We start from the raw sequence: 16,184 nt of genomic DNA on the forward strand, positions 1-16,184 counted from the left end.
TAGCGAATGTAAAAGCCGCCCTTTGAGGGCGGCTTTTTTGTGGGCGTTCGGTTCAGGTTTTCAGGTGTAAAACGAATGCTCCGACCAACACCAAAACCACGCCCAGCACTTGCACTTTCGCCAGCCTCTCCTTGAAGAATACGTACCCCAGAATCGCCGCAATGCCTCCGGATAGCGTGCTGATGACTGTTACCACGGAAACCGATCCCGCCACCGCGCCCCAGGCGAATGATGAGAATCCACCAAGGTTCATGAGACTGGCGCCGGTCAGCGTCATGCAGTTTTTCAGTGGTGGAATTTTCAGGCCGTCCTTTACCCTCAACACGATGACCACCAGCACGATCAGCCCGATCAGATACGCCAGCCAAAGCATTGTCACCGGGCCAAGCACCGGAAGCACGAAGCGACCTTGCAGCCAGAAACTGGTGCCATAAAAGACAGCCGCCAACAATGCATAGGCAATCGAACTGCTGGCTTGGGTGGTGTGTGGAAGTTTCGAGTCCGAGTGGATGCTGGAAAGGACAACCCCGATCACGCACAGCGCGATGCACAGCAGTTGGATCAGGCTGATCTGTTCACCGCCCGCCCAAGACAGCAGCGTGGTAACCACGCCGTAAGAGGTCACCAACGGCGCGACGATAGACGCTTTGCCGAGGGCGAACGCCTTGGACAAGGCCAGCGCTCCAGACACGGTCAACACAGCGGCGACAATGCCGATCAGCCAGACATCGAGCGATGCCGACATGGATTTGAGAATGAAGGCAGGAAAGGCGATCAACAGCAACGTCATGATGCTAAAGCCCAGTGCCTGACCGAAATACACCGCGCGTTTGACGCCGACTGCGCGGGCGTTCAAACCCACCAGAAAATCCGTGCCGCCCCAGAGTAGGGCGGCGAGTAAACCCATCAATACGTCCACGCTATGTCCTTATAGGTGTGTTTGGGGAGCGCATCGTAACCTTTGGGTTGGCAGTGGCGATAGCTGGTGAAATCGAGGTGAGCGGTTTCTCGTATTAAAGCCGCGCCCCAATCTACATGCCTCGTTATGTGTAGGATGCAGGCTTCTTTTTTTCCGTAAATAAAGCGGAAAAAGCTTAGGTATTCAGTGGGAAGTCGTCCGGGTCAAACCCGCAGTAATCTGACCCACGAATAACACTACCTGTCTGAGAGCCGAATGGTTTGCTTACCTTGGCGGTAGTGGTGCTTTGGTCGTGACTGGTTTTTTTGATCTTTGGACTTGAGGCTCGACTTAACTGAGCATCTTGTAATCGACGTCCCATCTCATCGGATTCGCCAAGCTTGTTTAAGTCTTGCTCCAGGCTCAATGCCTGCATCACTGACAGATACGCCCCCATCGTCACCCCTGCACCACCCGACTCCAGTGAACGCAAGGTCATGACAGACATGCCGGCCCGCTCTGCCACCATTTTAGCGGTCAACCTTCGACGCAAACGTGCCAGTTTCAGGCGTTCGCCGAACTCGGTAAGCAGTCGTTTGGTACGAGGAAGCAGTGGCGCTGTTTTTCTAGCCATGCAGCTAATATTCCTTCACTTATGAGGTGATAGCGCCAGAATAATTGCAGTTATACAGGCCGGTTCAGATGCTGCGGCTGCTTTGTTGGCTTTCCAATTCCTGTGTATCCCAGCGTTGCACCTTGACCGCGTGGTAAAGCATGCCGATGGTCAGTGGGACTTTGTCGCCGCGCCCCTTTGCCCTCCGCTTGAGATGCACATCAAATCCTTCCGGATGAAAGTAGCGATAGGCGTCGTAGTCCACGAAGTCGATCCCGAACTGTTCTTCCAGCGCCTCCATCAAATGCCGCGCATCAGCGCCATTGCAGCCCAGGTCGAAGTTGATCGAGGTAGTGAGGCTGATGGTTTTGCGTTCGGGCAGGCCGAGTTCTTCGTGCAGCAACTGCATGAGCAGGTGCATGGTGTGGTCGTCGGGGAAGTTAGGGGCGAGGATCATGGTTCAGGGGTCCGGTTGGGCTTGCGCGGATCTTATTGGGCGTCAGGCGTGGGGGGAAGGGAGGATCTGTTGCTCGCTTCCACCCAAGCATCTGATCGACCCCGGTTTTCTTTCACTGGCGACGCATCGATATGAAATTCGCGGGAAGGCTCTCGCTCACCGCTTATGATTTCGTTCATCTGTCGCACGCTTTCCATTAGCTCATTGAAAAATTTGCTCATGGTTATCTCCGGTATTTGACGCTCGACGTTCCAAGAGCCGAACGAGGAGCGTCCGTAGAGGCATTCCCACGCGGAGCGTGGGAACGATCTTCTTACTCGACGTCAGGCGGGTGCTTTCCAGCCGATCATGCGTTGTTGGGCGACTTGCAGTAGGTCGCAGCCGTCCTGGGCCAAGAGGTAGAGCGCGTGGGTGATGTGCGGAATGTCTTCGACGTCGCCGTGTTTGAAGCAAACGCAGTGCAGGGTTTTGAGGAGGTCGCTGGAGGCTCGGATGCGCTGGAGGGCGGCTTCGAGGATGTCCTGGGGGTTGGCCTCTGTGTCGATGATCAGGGGCGGGGAATCGGTGAGGTTGGTTTGCAGTGGGAGGTAACGATTGTTTGAAAGCGGATTCCATTTTTTCATAGTGAGAATTCTCAAGTACATCGGGGAAACCGCCACCAGCGTGACCAAGCGATGGAGGCGGACTGTGTTCGGGTTGGTCAAACCGGTGAGAACTCACTTAGCCGGTACGCCCGTAGGCGTCCCGAACACAGCCACCATATAGCGTGCAGCACTTGAGGTGCCGCAGCATACAACGGAAGCGAAATGAGTTCTCTAATCAGGTGACCAAGCCCGAGTCGCGGATTCGCTGCGACAATCACGACTATAGGTGTGAGCCGCCGAGTAGCGATAGGCGACAAAGAGTCTTCGCTTGTAGGACCCGGACGAAGCTTTGATAGGGCGTTGCCTACGGATTTATCCCCGGCCGCCAATTCTCTCGTTTGCTACCAGGTGCACCGCGTCATCGTTCATCGCGAGCAGGCTCCCACAGTGGATTGTGGTGAATGCGTCAATCGGTGGTGGTTTTTGGCAGGCGCTGTCGGGCGATGTCGAGCAGTTCATTGCCGTCCTGGGTCAGCAGGTACAACCCGTTGATGATGTTGGGGATGTCGTCCGCATTGGCCTGTTTGAAGCACAGGCAATACAGCGTTTCGAGCAGATCGCTGGCGGCGCGGATGCGTTGTCGGGCAGCGTCGAGGATGTCGTGAGGGTCGGCCTCCGTATCGATGACCAACACGGGCGTTTCGCTGTAGCTGGTTTTGAGCGGGCGATAGCGGTCTTGCATGAGGTCTGTCCTGTATTCAGCGGCGCGGCAAACTATAGAGGCGCGCATCCAGGCGTCGCAATACCGCGCAAATGGACGGGGTTTGTAGGGGATTTACCTGCGTTGTGGCCTTTTGCCTACGTGTTCCCCGAGGCTTTTTTCAGCAATTCCCCTAGAGGTCGAATTTCCTACGTGTTTGTCAGGCGAAGCGCATCAATCCTCTGTAAGGTGCGCGCCAGAATCTGTAGGACGTTTCGAAAAACGTCCTTTCAACGCTTAAAGGGAATTAAGTATGCAATGGCTACGTATGGCCTCGGTTTTGTTGCTGTGGGCGGGTGTTTGTCGGTTGGCGAGCGCAGCTGACGCTAGCAACCCGATGGTCCTCGCCAATATGGATCGCACCGGTTGGCCGGATGCCCTGACCAGCCAGGCGAACGTGGACACCGCGTCCCGCGCCGAGGTGTTGATGTTCGGCAAGGCACTGCTGGCCAGTGAAATGCTCGACGAACACAGTCTGAAACAGCGACTGGGCGTGCAGGATGTGAAGCTCAAGTCGGTCAGGCAGGTGCGTGACGGGTTGTGGGATCGGTTACTGGCCACTTACCGCGGCGCCAGTCAGAACTGCGACGACGAACCCTTCTGCCCCCGCGTGCGAAGCGTCGCCGACTTGCGTCAGTTGGCGGCGGCTTTCACGGGGGAAATCAGCCCGGCCCATGCGGTTTGGGCGAGTAGAAGCCAGGTGTTTCATGAGCAGGCGCTGAATGAGCAACTGCGGGTGGCGGTGTTGGTGCCCTGAGTCAATTCCGGTTGTTGCGCTGACTTGACTGGCCTCTTCGCGAGCAAGCTCGCTCCCACATTGAAATGCATTTCCCTGTGGGAGCGGGCTTGCTCGCGAAAGCAATCTCCCCACCGCCCGAATCCTCAAGTCTGACCTTGTCCATGTTGCATCCGCTGTATCATCCCGTATCGTTTTGGTCCCCGACCTTTTCTCGACTCGCTGCGTTTGCCGGCTAGGCTTTGGGCTTCGCAGCGGTCAACGGAGTGACAGCTTATGCACAACACCCTGGAACAGGTTTTCGGTTATCCACAGTTTCGGCCTGGCCAGGAGGCGGCGGTCAGCGCGGTGTTGGCCGGGCGCTCGGCGGCGGCGATTTTCCCCACCGGCTCGGGCAAGTCCCTTTGTTATCAATTGCCGGCCCTTTTACTGCCGCATCTGACGCTGGTGGTCTCGCCACTGCTGGCATTGATGCAGGATCAGTTGGCGTTCCTTCAACGCCATGGCATTGCAGCGGGCAGCATCGATTCGGCCCAGAGTCGGGACGACGCAAGTGATGTGATGGCCCGGGCCAGGTCCGGCGAGCTGAAGATTTTGATGATCTCCGTGGAGCGCCTGAAGAACGAACGCTTCCGCAATTTCCTGCAGCAGGTGCCGATCTCGTTGTTGGTGGTGGACGAGGCCCACTGCATCTCGGAGTGGGGCCACAATTTCCGCCCCGACTACCTCAAGCTTCCCGACTACCAACGCCAGTTCAACATTCCGCAGGCGCTGCTGCTGACCGCCACTGCGACGCCCAAAGTGATCGCGGACATGGAGGCCAAATTCGCCATCGCCCCCGAAGACGTGGTGACCACCGGTTTCTACAGGCCGAACCTTAATCTGCTGGTCGAGCCGGTACGTGGTCAGGACAAACGCCGACGACTCGTCGAATGGATGAGCGAACGTCCCGGTCAGCCGAGCATCGTCTACGTCACCCTGCAAAAAACCGCCGAACATATCGCCGAACACCTGGGACGCAACGGCATTCAGGCCGAGGCCTATCACGCTGGTTTGCCCCACGAACAACGCGAAGCCATCCAGAAACGCTTCATGGGCGGGCAGTCGAATTGCATCGTTGCCACCATTGCCTTCGGCATGGGCATCGACAAGAGCGACATCCGCAACGTCGTGCATTTCGACCTGCCCAAATCCATCGAAAACTACAGCCAGGAAATCGGCCGCGCCGGACGTGACGGGCAGCCATCCGACTGCCTGGTATTGGCAAACCGCGACAGCCTCAACGTGCTGGAAAATTTCGTCTACGGCGACACGCCAGAACTGGACGGCATTCGCTGTGTACTCGATGAGATGCAAGCTGCTGCGCCGGAGGGGCAGTGGGAGTTTCTGTTGGGACCCTTGTCGGACCAGAGCAACATTCGCCAGCTGCCGCTCAAGACCTTGTTGGTGCAACTCGAACTGCGTGGTTTGATTGCCCCGCGTTACGCCTATTACGCCGAATACCGCTTCAAGTATTTGCAAGAACCGGAAGCTTTGCTGGCCCGCTTCGAGGGCGAGCGCAAAGACTTTGTCGCGGCCATTATCCAGACCTCCAGCCGCGCCCGAACCTGGGCCACAGTGAATTTCGATGCGCTCTATGAACAGCACCAAGCCGAGCGCAACCGGGTGGTCAAGGCGCTGGATTATTTCCAGGAGAAAGGCTGGGTCGAACTGGAAAGCAAGCAAATGACCGAGGTCTACAGCCTGCTGCAAGCGAATGTCGACAGTCAGGCACTGAGCGCCGAACTGCACGCCTATTTCACCCAGCATGAACGTACCGAGATTGCTCGGATTCACGCGATGCTGGATCTGTTCGCCACCGACCATTGCCTGGGCTATCGCCTGGCCGAGTACTTCGGCGATGAAAACGCGCCTCGTCAGTGCGGGCATTGTTCGGTGTGTCATGGGCAAGTGGCGCGGCTGCCATCGCCGCCGGAATTGCCGGCGCTTGTGGATAAAAACTTTGAAGCGCTGTGCGGTGATTTTATCCACAGGCATGAGCAGCACACCGGCAATGTGCCGTCGGCTGAACGCGTCACCCGGTTTTTGTGCGGGATCAGCGTGCCGCTGTTTACCAAGCTCAAGGCGCGTTCGATTTCGGGATTTGCGGCGCTGGAGAATTATCCGTATGCCGACGTGCGGGAGTGGGCTGAACAACATCTCGCAGGCTGAATTGTGCCCCACTGTGGGAGCGAGCTTGCTCGCGATGGCGGCGCTACAGTCAACATCAATGCTGAATGTGATGGCCCCATCGCGAGCAAGCTCGCTCCCACAGGGATTTGCATTAATCCTGCGGGCTCATCCATCCGCTGAATGTTGCTCATCACAGGAATAAATTTCAAAAATACCCAGCGGCTGACTATGGTGAGGTCTGTCTATGGATCGCCAACAAGAGAGCAAACATGAGCCAGACACCGTTCAACATTCAGCGCGCCGCCGTGATCGGTGCAGGCACCATGGGTCGTGGCATTGTCATGTGCCTGGCCAACGCCGGCGTTCCGGTGCAGTGGGTCGATAACAATCCGCAGATGCTGGAACAGGCGCTGGCCACCGTGGCGGACACCTGCGCGCACAATGTGCGCCAGGGTCGCATCGATCAGGCCGAGGCGGATGCGCGCATCGCACGGGTCACGGCGGCGGCCGATTATGCGTCGATCCGCGAGGTTGATCTGGTGATCGAAGCGGTTTACGAAAACCTTGAGCTCAAGCAAAAGATCTTCCGCGAACTGGACGGGCTGCTCAAACCCGAAGGCATTCTGGCCAGCAACACGTCGGCGCTGGATATCGACGCCATCGCCGCGGCGACTCGCCGTCCGGCACAGGTCTTGGGGCTGCACTTCTTCAGCCCGGCGCACATCATGAAATTGCTGGAAATCGTTCGCGGTGCGCAGACTTCGCCCGCCGTACTCGATGCGGCGCTGGAGCTGGGCAAGCGCATGGGCAAGGTCAGCGTGGTAGCGGGCAACTGCAACGGTTTCATCGGCAACCGCATGCTCAATACCTACGTGCTCGAAGCACGCAAGATGCTGCTTGAGGGCGCTTATCCCTATCAGGTGGATGCGGCGCTGCAAGGTTTCGGTTTTGCCATGGGGCCGTTTCGCATGTACGACGTGGTTGGCGTCGATCTGGGATGGCGCGCTCGGGAATTGGCTGGCGAAGGGCAGGATGCGCCTGAGGTTCAGGTGGATAACCGCTTGTGCGAATTGGGGCGTTTTGGTCAGAAGAGCGGCAATGGCTATTACCACTATGAACCGGGCAGTCGACAGGCTGAACACGATCCTGAAGTCGATGCGCTGGTGCTAAATGTTAGCGAAGGGCTTGGCTTCCAGCGTCGCGAGATAAGCCCTGAGGAGATTCTCGAGCGCTGTCTGCTGGCGCTGGTCAATGAAGGCGCGAAGATCCTTCAGGAAGGTATTGCGGGGTCGGCGCACGACATCGATCTGGTGTACCTCAACGGGTACGGTTTCCCGGCGGACAAGGGCGGGCCAATGGCGTGGGCGGATCAGCAAGGGCTGGCGGATATTCATCAGCGGTTGATGGCGCTGGAGACCCGTCAAGGCGATCACTGGAAACCGGCGCGCCTGATTGGTGAGTTAGAGGCGGTGGGTAAAGGGTTTGCGGATCGGTAGACTTCATCCACTTCAAGACGAGAGCTGCGCATGAACCAACGCACCGACTACCCGCACTTCCAGCCCATCACCACCCGTTGGCACGACAACGACGCCTACGGTCACGTCAACAATGTCACTTACTACAGCTTTTTCGACACGGCAGTGAACACCTACTTGATCGAAGTCGGCGGCCTGGATATCCATGACGGCGAGGTGGTGGGTTTTGTGGTGAGTTCGTCTTGCGATTACTTCGCCTCCATCGCCTTTCCAGACCGAATCGAGATCGGTCTGCGGGTGGGCAAGCTGGGCAACAGCTCGGTGCAGTACGAACTGGCGGTGTTCAAGGCTGGGGAAGACGAGGCCTGCGCGGCGGGGCGCTTCGTGCATGTGTTTGTGGATCGGACGTCGAATCAACCGGTGGCGATTCCAGCCGGATTGCGTGGTGCATTGGAGCGTCTGGTGGTTTGACGGACAAAAAAAATCGCAGCCCTTGGGCTGCGATTTTTTATCTATCGATCAGCGAAGCCGTTCAGGCCTCAATGATGACGATAGTGCTTGTTATGTTTGCGATGACCATAGGCATGACCTCGGCCCGGGTGGCCGTCACGGTAGTAACGACGGTCATCACGGCCGCCGCGATACGAGCGACGATCATCGTCTTCATCGCTCTTGTTGCCCATATAGTTACCCAGCGCGCCACCGGCGCCGCCGCCTGCTGCGGAGCCGATCAGGCTGCCGGTGGTGCCGCCCATGCTGCGGCCGACCACGTTACCGCCTGCTGCGCCCAACGCACCGCCAATGGCGGCTTCGCCACGGCTGCGTTTGTCTGCGCCGACTGCGCTACCACCCGCGCCGCCCAGGGCCGCGCCAATGGTGGAACCTGTATTGCCGCCCAGCGACTGACCGACGACCGAGCCAAGAACCCCGCCCAATGCGCCGCCCACTCCTGCTTCGGTGGTGCCTCCGGCAGAAGCGAAGCCACTGACCAGGCCAAGGGACAACAAGAGAATCGAGGAGAACTTCATAGAGGAACCTCAAGGGGATGACGGCGCGATCCTGAGGCTGTGTCCTGGTCGTGACAATCGAAATCCGACGAGTAACACGACTTGAGCACATTTCTATAAGTTACTGTTTTTTGGGCGGAACTTAAGGGTTTTTCGCCGGTCTTTAGCTACTTCGGATAGGCCGTTTTTGTGAAAAAACGGCCTTTTTTGTGGGCGATTGGAAAGTTGCGGGAGGCGATCATGTGTTGCCCTTGCGGGCGCCTTCGCGGGCAANAACCTGTGGGAGCGAGGCTTGCCCGCGAAAAGTCCGGACCTGCTGTCGCGTTAAGCCGACTTGGCCAAAATCAACCCGGTATCACTCGCCATTTCCAGACGGATCGCCACAAACTTCGACGTCGGCGTATGGCTGCCATCCCCGGTGCTTTCCAGTGGCACCAGCGGATTCACTTCTGGATAGTAAGCCGCCGCCTGCCCCGCAGGAATATCAAACGCCAGCAGCGTAAAGCCCTTCACCCGACGCTCACGCCCATCGTCCCAGATCGAAACGATGTCAGCCTTCTGCCCAGGCTTGAACCCCAGGCGGATGATGTCCGCTTCATTGACGAACAACACATCCCGCTGACCCTTCACGCCACGATAACGGTCATCCAGCCCATAAATCGTGGTGTTGTACTGATCGTGAGAACGCATCGATTGCATGATCAGGTCCGGCAACACGCCCGTAGCGCGGGTGCGTTCGTGCACCAGGTCTTTGGGCAGGACGTTCGGGCGGAAATTGGCGCGCCCTGACGGGGTGTTCCACTTGCGTGCCCCGGCGCTGTTGCCGAGGTAGAAACCGCCCGGATTCTTGATCTTCTCGTTGAAGTCGCGAAAGCCCGGAATGGTATCGGCGATCAGATCGCGAATGCGGCTGTAATCGGCCACGAGCCAGTTCCAGTCCACCGGTTTGCTGCCCAAGGTCGCGGCAGCGATGCCGGCGATGATCCACGGCTCCGAGCGCATCTGGTTCGACAGTGCCTGCAACTGGCCGTTGGAGGCGTGGACCATGCTGAACGAATCTTCGACGGTCACCGCTTGCGCGCCTTCGGTCTGGATGTCGATGTCGGTACGGCCCAGGCACGGCAGGATCAGCGCCTCTTTACCGTGGGCCAAATGGCTGCGGTTGAGCTTGGTGCTGATCTGCACGGTCAGGTCGCAATTGCTCAGGGCCTGGAAGGTGCGCGGGCTGTCCGGGGTCGCCTGGGCGAAGTTGCCACCCAGACCGATAAAGACTTTGGCGCGACCTTCGGCCATCGCGTGGATCGCCTCGACCACATTATGACCGTTTTCACGCGGCACCTTGAACTGGAAGCGCCGCTCCAGGGAATCGAGGAACGCCACCGGCGGACGTTCGTTGATGCCCATCGTCCGGTCGCCTTGCACGTTACTGTGGCCGCGCACCGGGCACAGGCCGGCGCCGGGCCGGCCGATGTTGCCGCGCAGCAACATCAGGTTGGCGATTTCCTGGATGGTTGCCACCGAGTGGCGGTGCTGAGTGATGCCCATGGCCCAGCACATGATGACGTTCTTGCCTTTGGCGTACATGCGCGCCGCTTGCTCGATTTCCACCAGGGTCAGGCCGGATTGCTCGACGATCTGCGCCCACGGCGTGTCATCAATGGCGCCCAGGTATTCCAACACGTTGGCGCTGTGTTCATTGAGGAAGTCGTGATCGAACACGGAAGGGTTACCGGTCTGCTGCGCTTCGCGCTCCCAATGCAGCAGGAATTTCGCCATGCCGCGCAACACCGCCATGTCGCCGCCGAGCGCCGGGCGGAAGTAGGCGGTGTTAGTCGGCTTGTCGCCGTTGGTGAGCATTTCGATCGGGTGCTGCGGGTGCTGGAAGCGTTCCAGGCCCCGCTCTTTCAGTGGGTTGACGCACACCACTTGCGCGCCGCGTTTCACGGCTTCGCGCAAAGGTTCGAGCATCCGCGGATGGTTGGTGCCCGGGTTCTGGCCCCAGACAAAAATCGCATCGGCGTGTTCGAAGTCGTCGAAGGTCACGGTGCCTTTGCCGACGCCGACGCTTTGCGCCAGTGCCACACCGCTGGCCTCGTGGCACATGTTCGAACAGTCGGGGAAATTGTTGGTGCCGTAGGCGCGCACGAACAGCTGATACAGGTACGCCGCTTCATTGCTGGCGCGGCCCGAGGTGTAGAACTCGGCCTGATTCGGGCTCGACAGGCCCTGCAAATGTTTGGCGATCAAGGCGAACGCCGCTTCCCAGCTGATCGGCTTGTAGCGATCTGTTTCCGCGTCATAGCTTAATGGCTCGGTCAGACGGCCCTGATATTCCAGCCAATAGTCGCTCTGTTCCAGCAACGAGCTGACGCTGTGCTTGGCGAAGAACGCGCCATCGACACGCCGCTTGGTGGCTTCCCAGTTCACCGCTTTGGCGCCGTTCTCGCAGAACGCCACCATGCCGGCTTCGTTGGAATCGCCCCAGGCGCAACCGGGGCAGTCGAATCCGCCGTTCTTGTTGGTTTTGAGCATCATGCGCAGGTTTTTCAGCGCGTTGTCACTGGTCAACCAGGCCCGGGCAACGCTGGCCAGTGCGCCCCAGCCGCCGGCCGGGCCTTTGTAGGGCTTGTAGCGAGGGACGGGTTTCTGGTCGGCTTGACGGTGTTGACTCACGCTTGTTTCTCCAATGCCGGGCTGTAGACCCGCGGTGCATTCTTCTGGGGCAGATGGATGAGGTTGAGGTTGTGACGACGGGCCCATTGCACGGCGAGGCCCGTGGGCGACGACAGGCTGACCAGGGTCTGGATGCCGGCGCGCAGTACTTTCTGAATCAATTCGAGGCTGCAACGGCTGGTGACAATCGCCAGGCCGCCTTCAGTCGGGATCTTCTGGCGGATCAGCCCGCCAATCAGTTTGTCGAGAGCGTTGTGCCGGCCGATGTCTTCGCGGCCCAGCAGCAATTCGCCCTGACCATTCATGAACACCGCTGCATGCACTGCGCCGGAGTACTGGCCAAGAGGCTGGAACGCACCGATGCGCTGGCGCAAACCGTCCAGCCATTCGGCGGGAGGCAGGGGCGCACCGGGCAACACTTTTAGGTCCGGCAATGCCTGTTCCACCGCCTCCACGCCGCAGAGCCCGCAGCCGCTGGTGCCGGCCATTTGCCGACGCTGCTGCTTGAGGTTCCAGAACGCGCGATTGGCGATGGTCACTTGCGCGTATTGCGCCGAGCCCGAACCGCTGAGTTGCAGGTCATAGATGTCGGACGCGTCTTCGATGATGCCGCTGCCGAGGCTGAAACCGACGATGAAGTCTTCAAGATCAGTCGGCGTGACCAACATCACCGCCTGGCTGATGCCGTTATAAGCGATTGCCAGCGCGACTTCCTCGGCGAGCGCGGTGCTGGCCGATTCGGTGTATTGAAGGTCGTTGTAACTGTAGGTCTGGCTGGCGGCGGGCGCGGGCGTTTCTGTGGCCGGCACCGGGCAGGCAGGGCGCTTGGCGTTCATGGGGCATCACCGACGGTTTGGTCAGGTTTAAGCCTAGGCGCGTCAACATGTCGCGTCTAATCGCTATTACTGATCTGCCGATAGATGACGTCGATCAAGAAGCTGTCAGCGATTTCTGATAGATCGCAAAGCAGGCTTCGGCCAGCGCTGAGCGCGGGGCGCTGCGGCGCATGATCAGCCCAAGCCGGGCAAGGGTTTTGGCGTTTTCGATGGGTTGCAAACGCAAGTGATCGGTGAGGTTTTCCAGGCCGCCATCCAGCGGCATCACCGCGCAGCAGAGGCCACCGTGCACCGCTTGTAACAATTGATGGACGGCGTCGGTTTGCAGAAGCGGCTGGGGCGTCAGGCCGCGGCTGTGGAAATTGTGATCGATGGACTGGCGAAAGTGCATGCCGCTGGTGAGCATGCCCAAGGGCAACTCGATCAATGACTCCCAACTCAACGGCGCCTCGCCGAAGCTGAAGAAGCGCTGATCGTAGAGCAGGCCCATGCGGGTTTCGCTGAAGGCCAGGGAGTCGAAACGCTCGTTGTCCAGTCGCTCCAGGTACGACACGCCTAGGTCCAGGCGATTGTTCGCCAGTTGTTCGAGGATTTGTTCGGAGCTCAGGGCCGAGAGTTCAAAGCGCAGGTTCGGGTGTTCGGCATGCAGGCGTTGCATCAACGGCAGCGGATCGAAACTCGACAGCGGCACCACGCCCAACCGCAGCGTACCGACCAGATTGCCGCGACAGGCGGCGGCCTCGGCCTGCAAGCCGTCATAGGCCGCCAGCACCGTGCGCGCCCACGCCAACACGCGCTCGCCCGGCGCAGTGAACCCTTCGAAGCGCTGGCCACGATTGACCAGCGGCAGGTCGAGTTCTTCTTCGAGGCTGCGCAGGCGCATAGACAGGGTCGGCTGGGTGATATGGCAGCGCGCGGCGGCCTGGCCGAAGTGGCGGGTTTCGTCGAGGGCGATGAGGAATTTCAGCTGCTTGATGTCCATCTTCGCTCCAGGGTGCGGTGAGGGTCGGGATTCTAGCGCTTGTGCCGGATCAGCGTCATTGGTCGGGTTGGAATCGGGGGTTTCAAGCTTGGTCTAGGCTTTTGCGTCTGGAACCTAAAACCCAAGGAGAGTGCACCATGAGTATTTTTAGCTTTGTGAAAGAAGCAGGCGAAAAACTTATCGACCTGCTGACGCCGGGCAACGCCAATGCCAGCGAGCAGTTGAAGGAACACATCAGCAAAGTCGGACTGGGTAACCCGAATGTGCAGGCCACGGTGGATGGCGACAAGGTCACCGTGACGGGTGAAGTCGGCAGTCAGGAAGAGAAGGAGAAGATCCTGCTGGCCGTAGGCAATATCGCCGGTGTTGGTAGTGTGGATGACCAGATTACTGTGACCGGGCCGGTGGTAGTGGCCGCAAAGTTTGTCACCGTCGTGAAGGGCGACACTCTCAGCGCGATTTCCCTGCGCGTGTATGGCGATGCCAACAAGTACAACAAAATCTTTGAGGCCAACAAACCGATGCTCAAGCACCCGGACAAAATCTATCCGGGGCAGTCGTTGCGGATTCCTGAGTAACCCTCAAGACCATGTGATGGCCATCGCCAGCAAGCCGGCTCCTACAGGATTGAGTCGTACGCACTATTTGTGAACGACACAAAACCTGTAGGAGCCGGCCTGAACTGGCGATGAAGGCGCCTCGGTCTAAAGCCCTGCAATCAACTCCCGATAATCCCCCACCGCCGCAAACTCCGCCGTGTCCTTCGGCCCTTTGCGACTGTCCGGCTCACTCACCGCCAACAGGTGCGCCACCCCAAACCTGCGCGCACTGCGCAGGATCGGCAACGTGTCGTCAATAAACAGGCTGCGCGCGGGGTCGAACCCGATGTCGGCCTGCAACGCCTCCCAGAACTGCGGATTCTCCTTGGGAAAACCGTAGTCATGCGAGCTGATCAACCGTTCGAAGTAGGGTGCCAGTTCAATCCGTTCCAGTTTCAATGACAGCGAGTCACGGTGCGCATTGGTGATCATCACCACGCGTTTGCCCGCCTGTTTGATCGCCGCCAGAAACGTGTCCGCATCCGGGCGCAGGGCGATCAGGTGTGCGGTTTCCAGTTTCAACTCACGCACCGGCAGTTTCAGCTCGGCGCTCCAGAAATCCAGGCAATACCACTGCAACTGACCGGCGTTGCGTTCGAACAGCGGCTGCAATTCCATCTCGGCCATGGCCCGGCTGACCCCGTGCAACTCGGCATAACGCTGAGGCAGGTGCTCCATCCAGAAATGGTTGTCGTAGTGCAGGTCCAGCAGCGTGCCGTCCATATCCAGCAGAACGGTGTCGATGTCGCGCCAGGGCAGCAGGGACATAAAAAACTTCTCCAACGGTAAAAAAGATATCCGAGGTCAACAATCAGGATAGGCCGGGTATAGTAACCCGCTTACGCCAAGGAGCCTTTCATGCGCCAGAAACCCACCGTACTCGCCCGCGAGATCGTCGCCACCAGCCGTTTATTCTGCGTCGAGGAGCTGAAGCTACGCTTTTCCAATGGCGTGGAGCGCACTTACGAGCGCTTGGTCGGCAAAGGCGCCGGGTATGGCGCGGTGATGATCGTGGCGATGCTCGATGCGGATCATGCCGTGCTGGTCGAAGAGTATTGCGGCGGCACCGATGCCTATGAACTTTCGTTGCCCAAAGGCTTGATCGAGCCGGGCGAGGACGTGCTGGCGGCGGCCGAGCGCGAGCTCAAGGAAGAGGCCGGGTATGGCGCGCGGCAGCTGGAGCATCTGACCGAGTTGTCGTTGTCGCCCGGTTACATGAGCCAGAAGATCCAGGTGGTGCTGGCCACCGATCTGTACGAAGAAAGTCTGGAAGGCGACGAGCCCGAGCCGATGGGGGTCGACAAGATCAACCTGCGCGAGCTGTCGGCCCTGGCGCAGAACCCGCGATTCACGGAGGGCCGTGCCTTGGCGGCGCTGTATCTGGCCCGTGATCTGTTGACTCAGCGTGGGGTGTTTGTGCCATGAATTTCCCGCATCCGTTGATGGCGCCGGTGGTGGAACTGGCGTTGAAGGCTGGCGAAGCGATTTTGCCGTTCTGGCGCACGGGGACTGCGGTGACGGCGAAGGCTGACGACTCGCCGGTCACCGCCGCTGACCTGGCGGCTCATCACCTGATTCTGGCCGGGTTGACGGCGCTGGACCCGAGTATTCCGGTGCTGTCCGAAGAAGACGCCAACATTCCCCAAATCGTGCGAGCCGGCTGGCAGCGTTGGTGGCTGGTGGACCCGTTGGACGGGACCAAGGAGTTCATCTCCGGCAGCGAAGAGTTCACCGTCAACATCGCGCTGATCGAGCAGGGCCGGGTGGTGTTCGGCGTGGTGTCGATGCCGACCAACGGGCGGTTTTATGTCGGCGGTGCCTGTCTGGGCGCGTGGCGCGGTGATAAAGGTGCCGAGGCGTTGCCGATTCAGGTTCGCGAGGTTCCTGCTGCGGGTGAGGCGTTTACCGTCGTCGCCAGCCGCCGGCATTCAAGCCCCGAGCAAGAGCGTTTGCTGGCCGGGTTGAGCGCCAGTCTGGGTGAGTTGCAACTGGCGAACATCGGCAGTTCGTTGAAGTTTTGCCTGCTGGCGGAAGGTGCGGCGGATTGTTATCCACGGTTGGCGCCGACTTCGCAGTGGGACACGGCGGCAGCGCAAGGTGTACTGGAAGGCGCTGGCGGTGAAGTGCTGGATTTGAGCGGTGCGCCGTTTTGTTATCCGGCGCGGGAATCGCTGTTGAATGAGTTTTTCCTGGCGTTGCCGGCGAAGGCCGCGTGGCGAGAGAAGTTACTGGAACTGGCCCGATCCTGAGTTCACCCAAACCTGTGGCGAGGGAGCTTGCTTCGGCTGGGTTGCGAAGCGGCCCCAAAACCTGCAACTCAATTACACCAGGCAAACAGTGGTGACAGGAATGGGAGTGCTGCGCACTCCAACGGGAGCAAGCTCCCTCGCCA

General features: G+C 59.3%; 17 protein-coding genes and 1 pseudogene. 7 read left to right on the top strand and 11 right to left on the bottom strand.

Translation table 11 applies throughout. The features are described 5' to 3' along the window. Nucleotides 1–52: 52 nt before the first annotated feature. The 6 genes and pseudogenes from K0F88_RS00540 to K0F88_RS00560 all read right to left on the bottom strand — a co-directional run bounded on the left by K0F88_RS00540 (nt 53) and on the right by K0F88_RS00560 (nt 3,294). Nucleotides 53–907: an EamA family transporter gene (locus K0F88_RS00540; RefSeq protein ID WP_219093852.1), complete on the bottom strand. Its 855-nt coding sequence runs from the start codon at nt 905–907 to the stop codon at nt 53–55. 187 nt (nt 908–1,094) lie between these two features. Continuing rightward, a complete protein-coding gene (locus tag K0F88_RS00545; protein WP_219093238.1) occupies nt 1,095–1,532 on the bottom strand; it encodes a helix-turn-helix domain-containing protein in 438 nt (145 codons plus the stop codon). 64 nt (nt 1,533–1,596) lie between these two features. Then, a complete protein-coding gene (locus K0F88_RS00550; RefSeq protein WP_094469651.1) occupies nt 1,597–1,968 on the bottom strand; it encodes a DUF1493 family protein in 372 nt (123 codons plus the stop codon). 101 nt (nt 1,969–2,069) lie between these two features. Beyond that, nucleotides 2,070–2,189: pseudogene (locus K0F88_RS32190) on the bottom strand (transcriptional regulator); the annotation flags it as partial. A gap of 102 nt (nt 2,190–2,291) precedes the next feature. After that, nucleotides 2,292–2,591: a hypothetical protein gene (locus K0F88_RS00555; RefSeq protein ID WP_094469650.1), complete on the bottom strand. Its 300-nt coding sequence runs from the start codon at nt 2,589–2,591 to the stop codon at nt 2,292–2,294. A 427-nt stretch (nt 2,592–3,018) separates the two neighbouring features. After that, nucleotides 3,019–3,294: a hypothetical protein gene (locus K0F88_RS00560; protein ID WP_094469649.1), complete on the bottom strand. Its 276-nt coding sequence runs from the start codon at nt 3,292–3,294 to the stop codon at nt 3,019–3,021. Between the two features lie 271 nt (nt 3,295–3,565). Here K0F88_RS00560 and K0F88_RS00565 point away from each other — a divergent pair, with 271 nt between their 5' ends. The 4 genes from K0F88_RS00565 (at nt 3,566) to K0F88_RS00580 (ending at nt 8,166) form a co-directional block, all read left to right on the top strand. Then, nucleotides 3,566–4,069 (top strand): polysaccharide deacetylase, encoded by a 504-nt coding sequence (locus K0F88_RS00565; protein ID WP_094469648.1) that lies wholly within the window; start codon nt 3,566–3,568, stop codon nt 4,067–4,069. A gap of 255 nt (nt 4,070–4,324) precedes the next feature. Further along, entirely contained in the window at nt 4,325–6,259 is a 1,935-nt protein-coding gene (locus K0F88_RS00570) for an ATP-dependent DNA helicase RecQ (protein ID WP_219093240.1), read from the top strand. 230 nt (nt 6,260–6,489) lie between these two features. Further along, nucleotides 6,490–7,716, top strand: coding sequence for a 3-hydroxyacyl-CoA dehydrogenase (locus K0F88_RS00575; RefSeq protein ID WP_094469644.1), 1,227 nt, complete (start codon nt 6,490–6,492; stop codon nt 7,714–7,716). Nucleotides 7,717–7,746: 30 nt separating this feature from the next. Further along, nucleotides 7,747–8,166 (top strand): thioesterase family protein, encoded by a 420-nt coding sequence (locus K0F88_RS00580; RefSeq protein WP_219093242.1) that lies wholly within the window; start codon nt 7,747–7,749, stop codon nt 8,164–8,166. A gap of 68 nt (nt 8,167–8,234) precedes the next feature. On the opposite strand, the gene K0F88_RS00585 is transcribed toward K0F88_RS00580, so the two are convergent. The 4 genes from K0F88_RS00585 to K0F88_RS00600 form a co-directional block, all read right to left on the bottom strand. Next, nucleotides 8,235–8,723, bottom strand: a complete 489-nt coding sequence (locus K0F88_RS00585; protein WP_010464721.1) for a glycine zipper domain-containing protein — start codon at nt 8,721–8,723, stop codon at nt 8,235–8,237. A 303-nt stretch (nt 8,724–9,026) separates the two neighbouring features. Beyond that, entirely contained in the window at nt 9,027–11,375 is a 2,349-nt protein-coding gene (locus tag K0F88_RS00590) for an FdhF/YdeP family oxidoreductase (RefSeq protein WP_219093243.1), read from the bottom strand. After that, nucleotides 11,372–12,211, bottom strand: coding sequence for a formate dehydrogenase accessory sulfurtransferase FdhD (fdhD, locus tag K0F88_RS00595; RefSeq protein WP_219093246.1), 840 nt, complete (start codon nt 12,209–12,211; stop codon nt 11,372–11,374). The genes K0F88_RS00590 and fdhD overlap by 4 nt, the downstream gene beginning before the upstream one ends. Before the next feature lie 94 nt (nt 12,212–12,305). Beyond that, the gene (locus tag K0F88_RS00600) at nt 12,306–13,193 is read right to left on the bottom strand and encodes a LysR family transcriptional regulator (RefSeq protein WP_010464716.1); all 888 of its coding nucleotides are present in this window, start codon (nt 13,191–13,193) and stop codon (nt 12,306–12,308) included. A 137-nt stretch (nt 13,194–13,330) separates the two neighbouring features. Here K0F88_RS00600 and lysM point away from each other — a divergent pair, with 137 nt between their 5' ends. Then, nucleotides 13,331–13,771 (top strand): peptidoglycan-binding protein LysM, encoded by a 441-nt coding sequence (lysM, locus tag K0F88_RS00605; protein ID WP_219093248.1) that lies wholly within the window; start codon nt 13,331–13,333, stop codon nt 13,769–13,771. Nucleotides 13,772–13,897: 126 nt separating this feature from the next. Here the strand turns inward: lysM and yrfG are convergent, their stop codons facing one another. Next, complete coding sequence (gene yrfG / locus K0F88_RS00610) at nt 13,898–14,560, bottom strand: GMP/IMP nucleotidase (RefSeq protein WP_219093250.1); 663 nt, start codon at nt 14,558–14,560, stop codon at nt 13,898–13,900. Nucleotides 14,561–14,650: 90 nt separating this feature from the next. Here yrfG and nudE point away from each other — a divergent pair, with 90 nt between their 5' ends. Together nudE and cysQ are read left to right on the top strand one after the other, a co-directional pair. After that, on the top strand, nt 14,651–15,217 hold the full coding sequence (gene nudE, locus K0F88_RS00615) for an ADP compounds hydrolase NudE (protein ID WP_219093252.1): 567 nt from the start codon (nt 14,651–14,653) through the stop codon (nt 15,215–15,217). Next, complete coding sequence (gene cysQ, locus K0F88_RS00620) at nt 15,214–16,041, top strand: 3'(2'),5'-bisphosphate nucleotidase CysQ (protein WP_219093254.1); 828 nt, start codon at nt 15,214–15,216, stop codon at nt 16,039–16,041. Before nudE ends, cysQ begins: the two co-directional genes overlap by 4 nt. Nucleotides 16,042–16,184 lie beyond the last annotated feature (143 nt).

Origin of the sequence: Pseudomonas sp. UMAB-40, assembly GCF_900095275.1 — a bacterium.
GTDB classification, from domain to species: Bacteria; Pseudomonadota; Gammaproteobacteria; order Pseudomonadales; family Pseudomonadaceae; genus Aquipseudomonas; species Aquipseudomonas mandelii_B.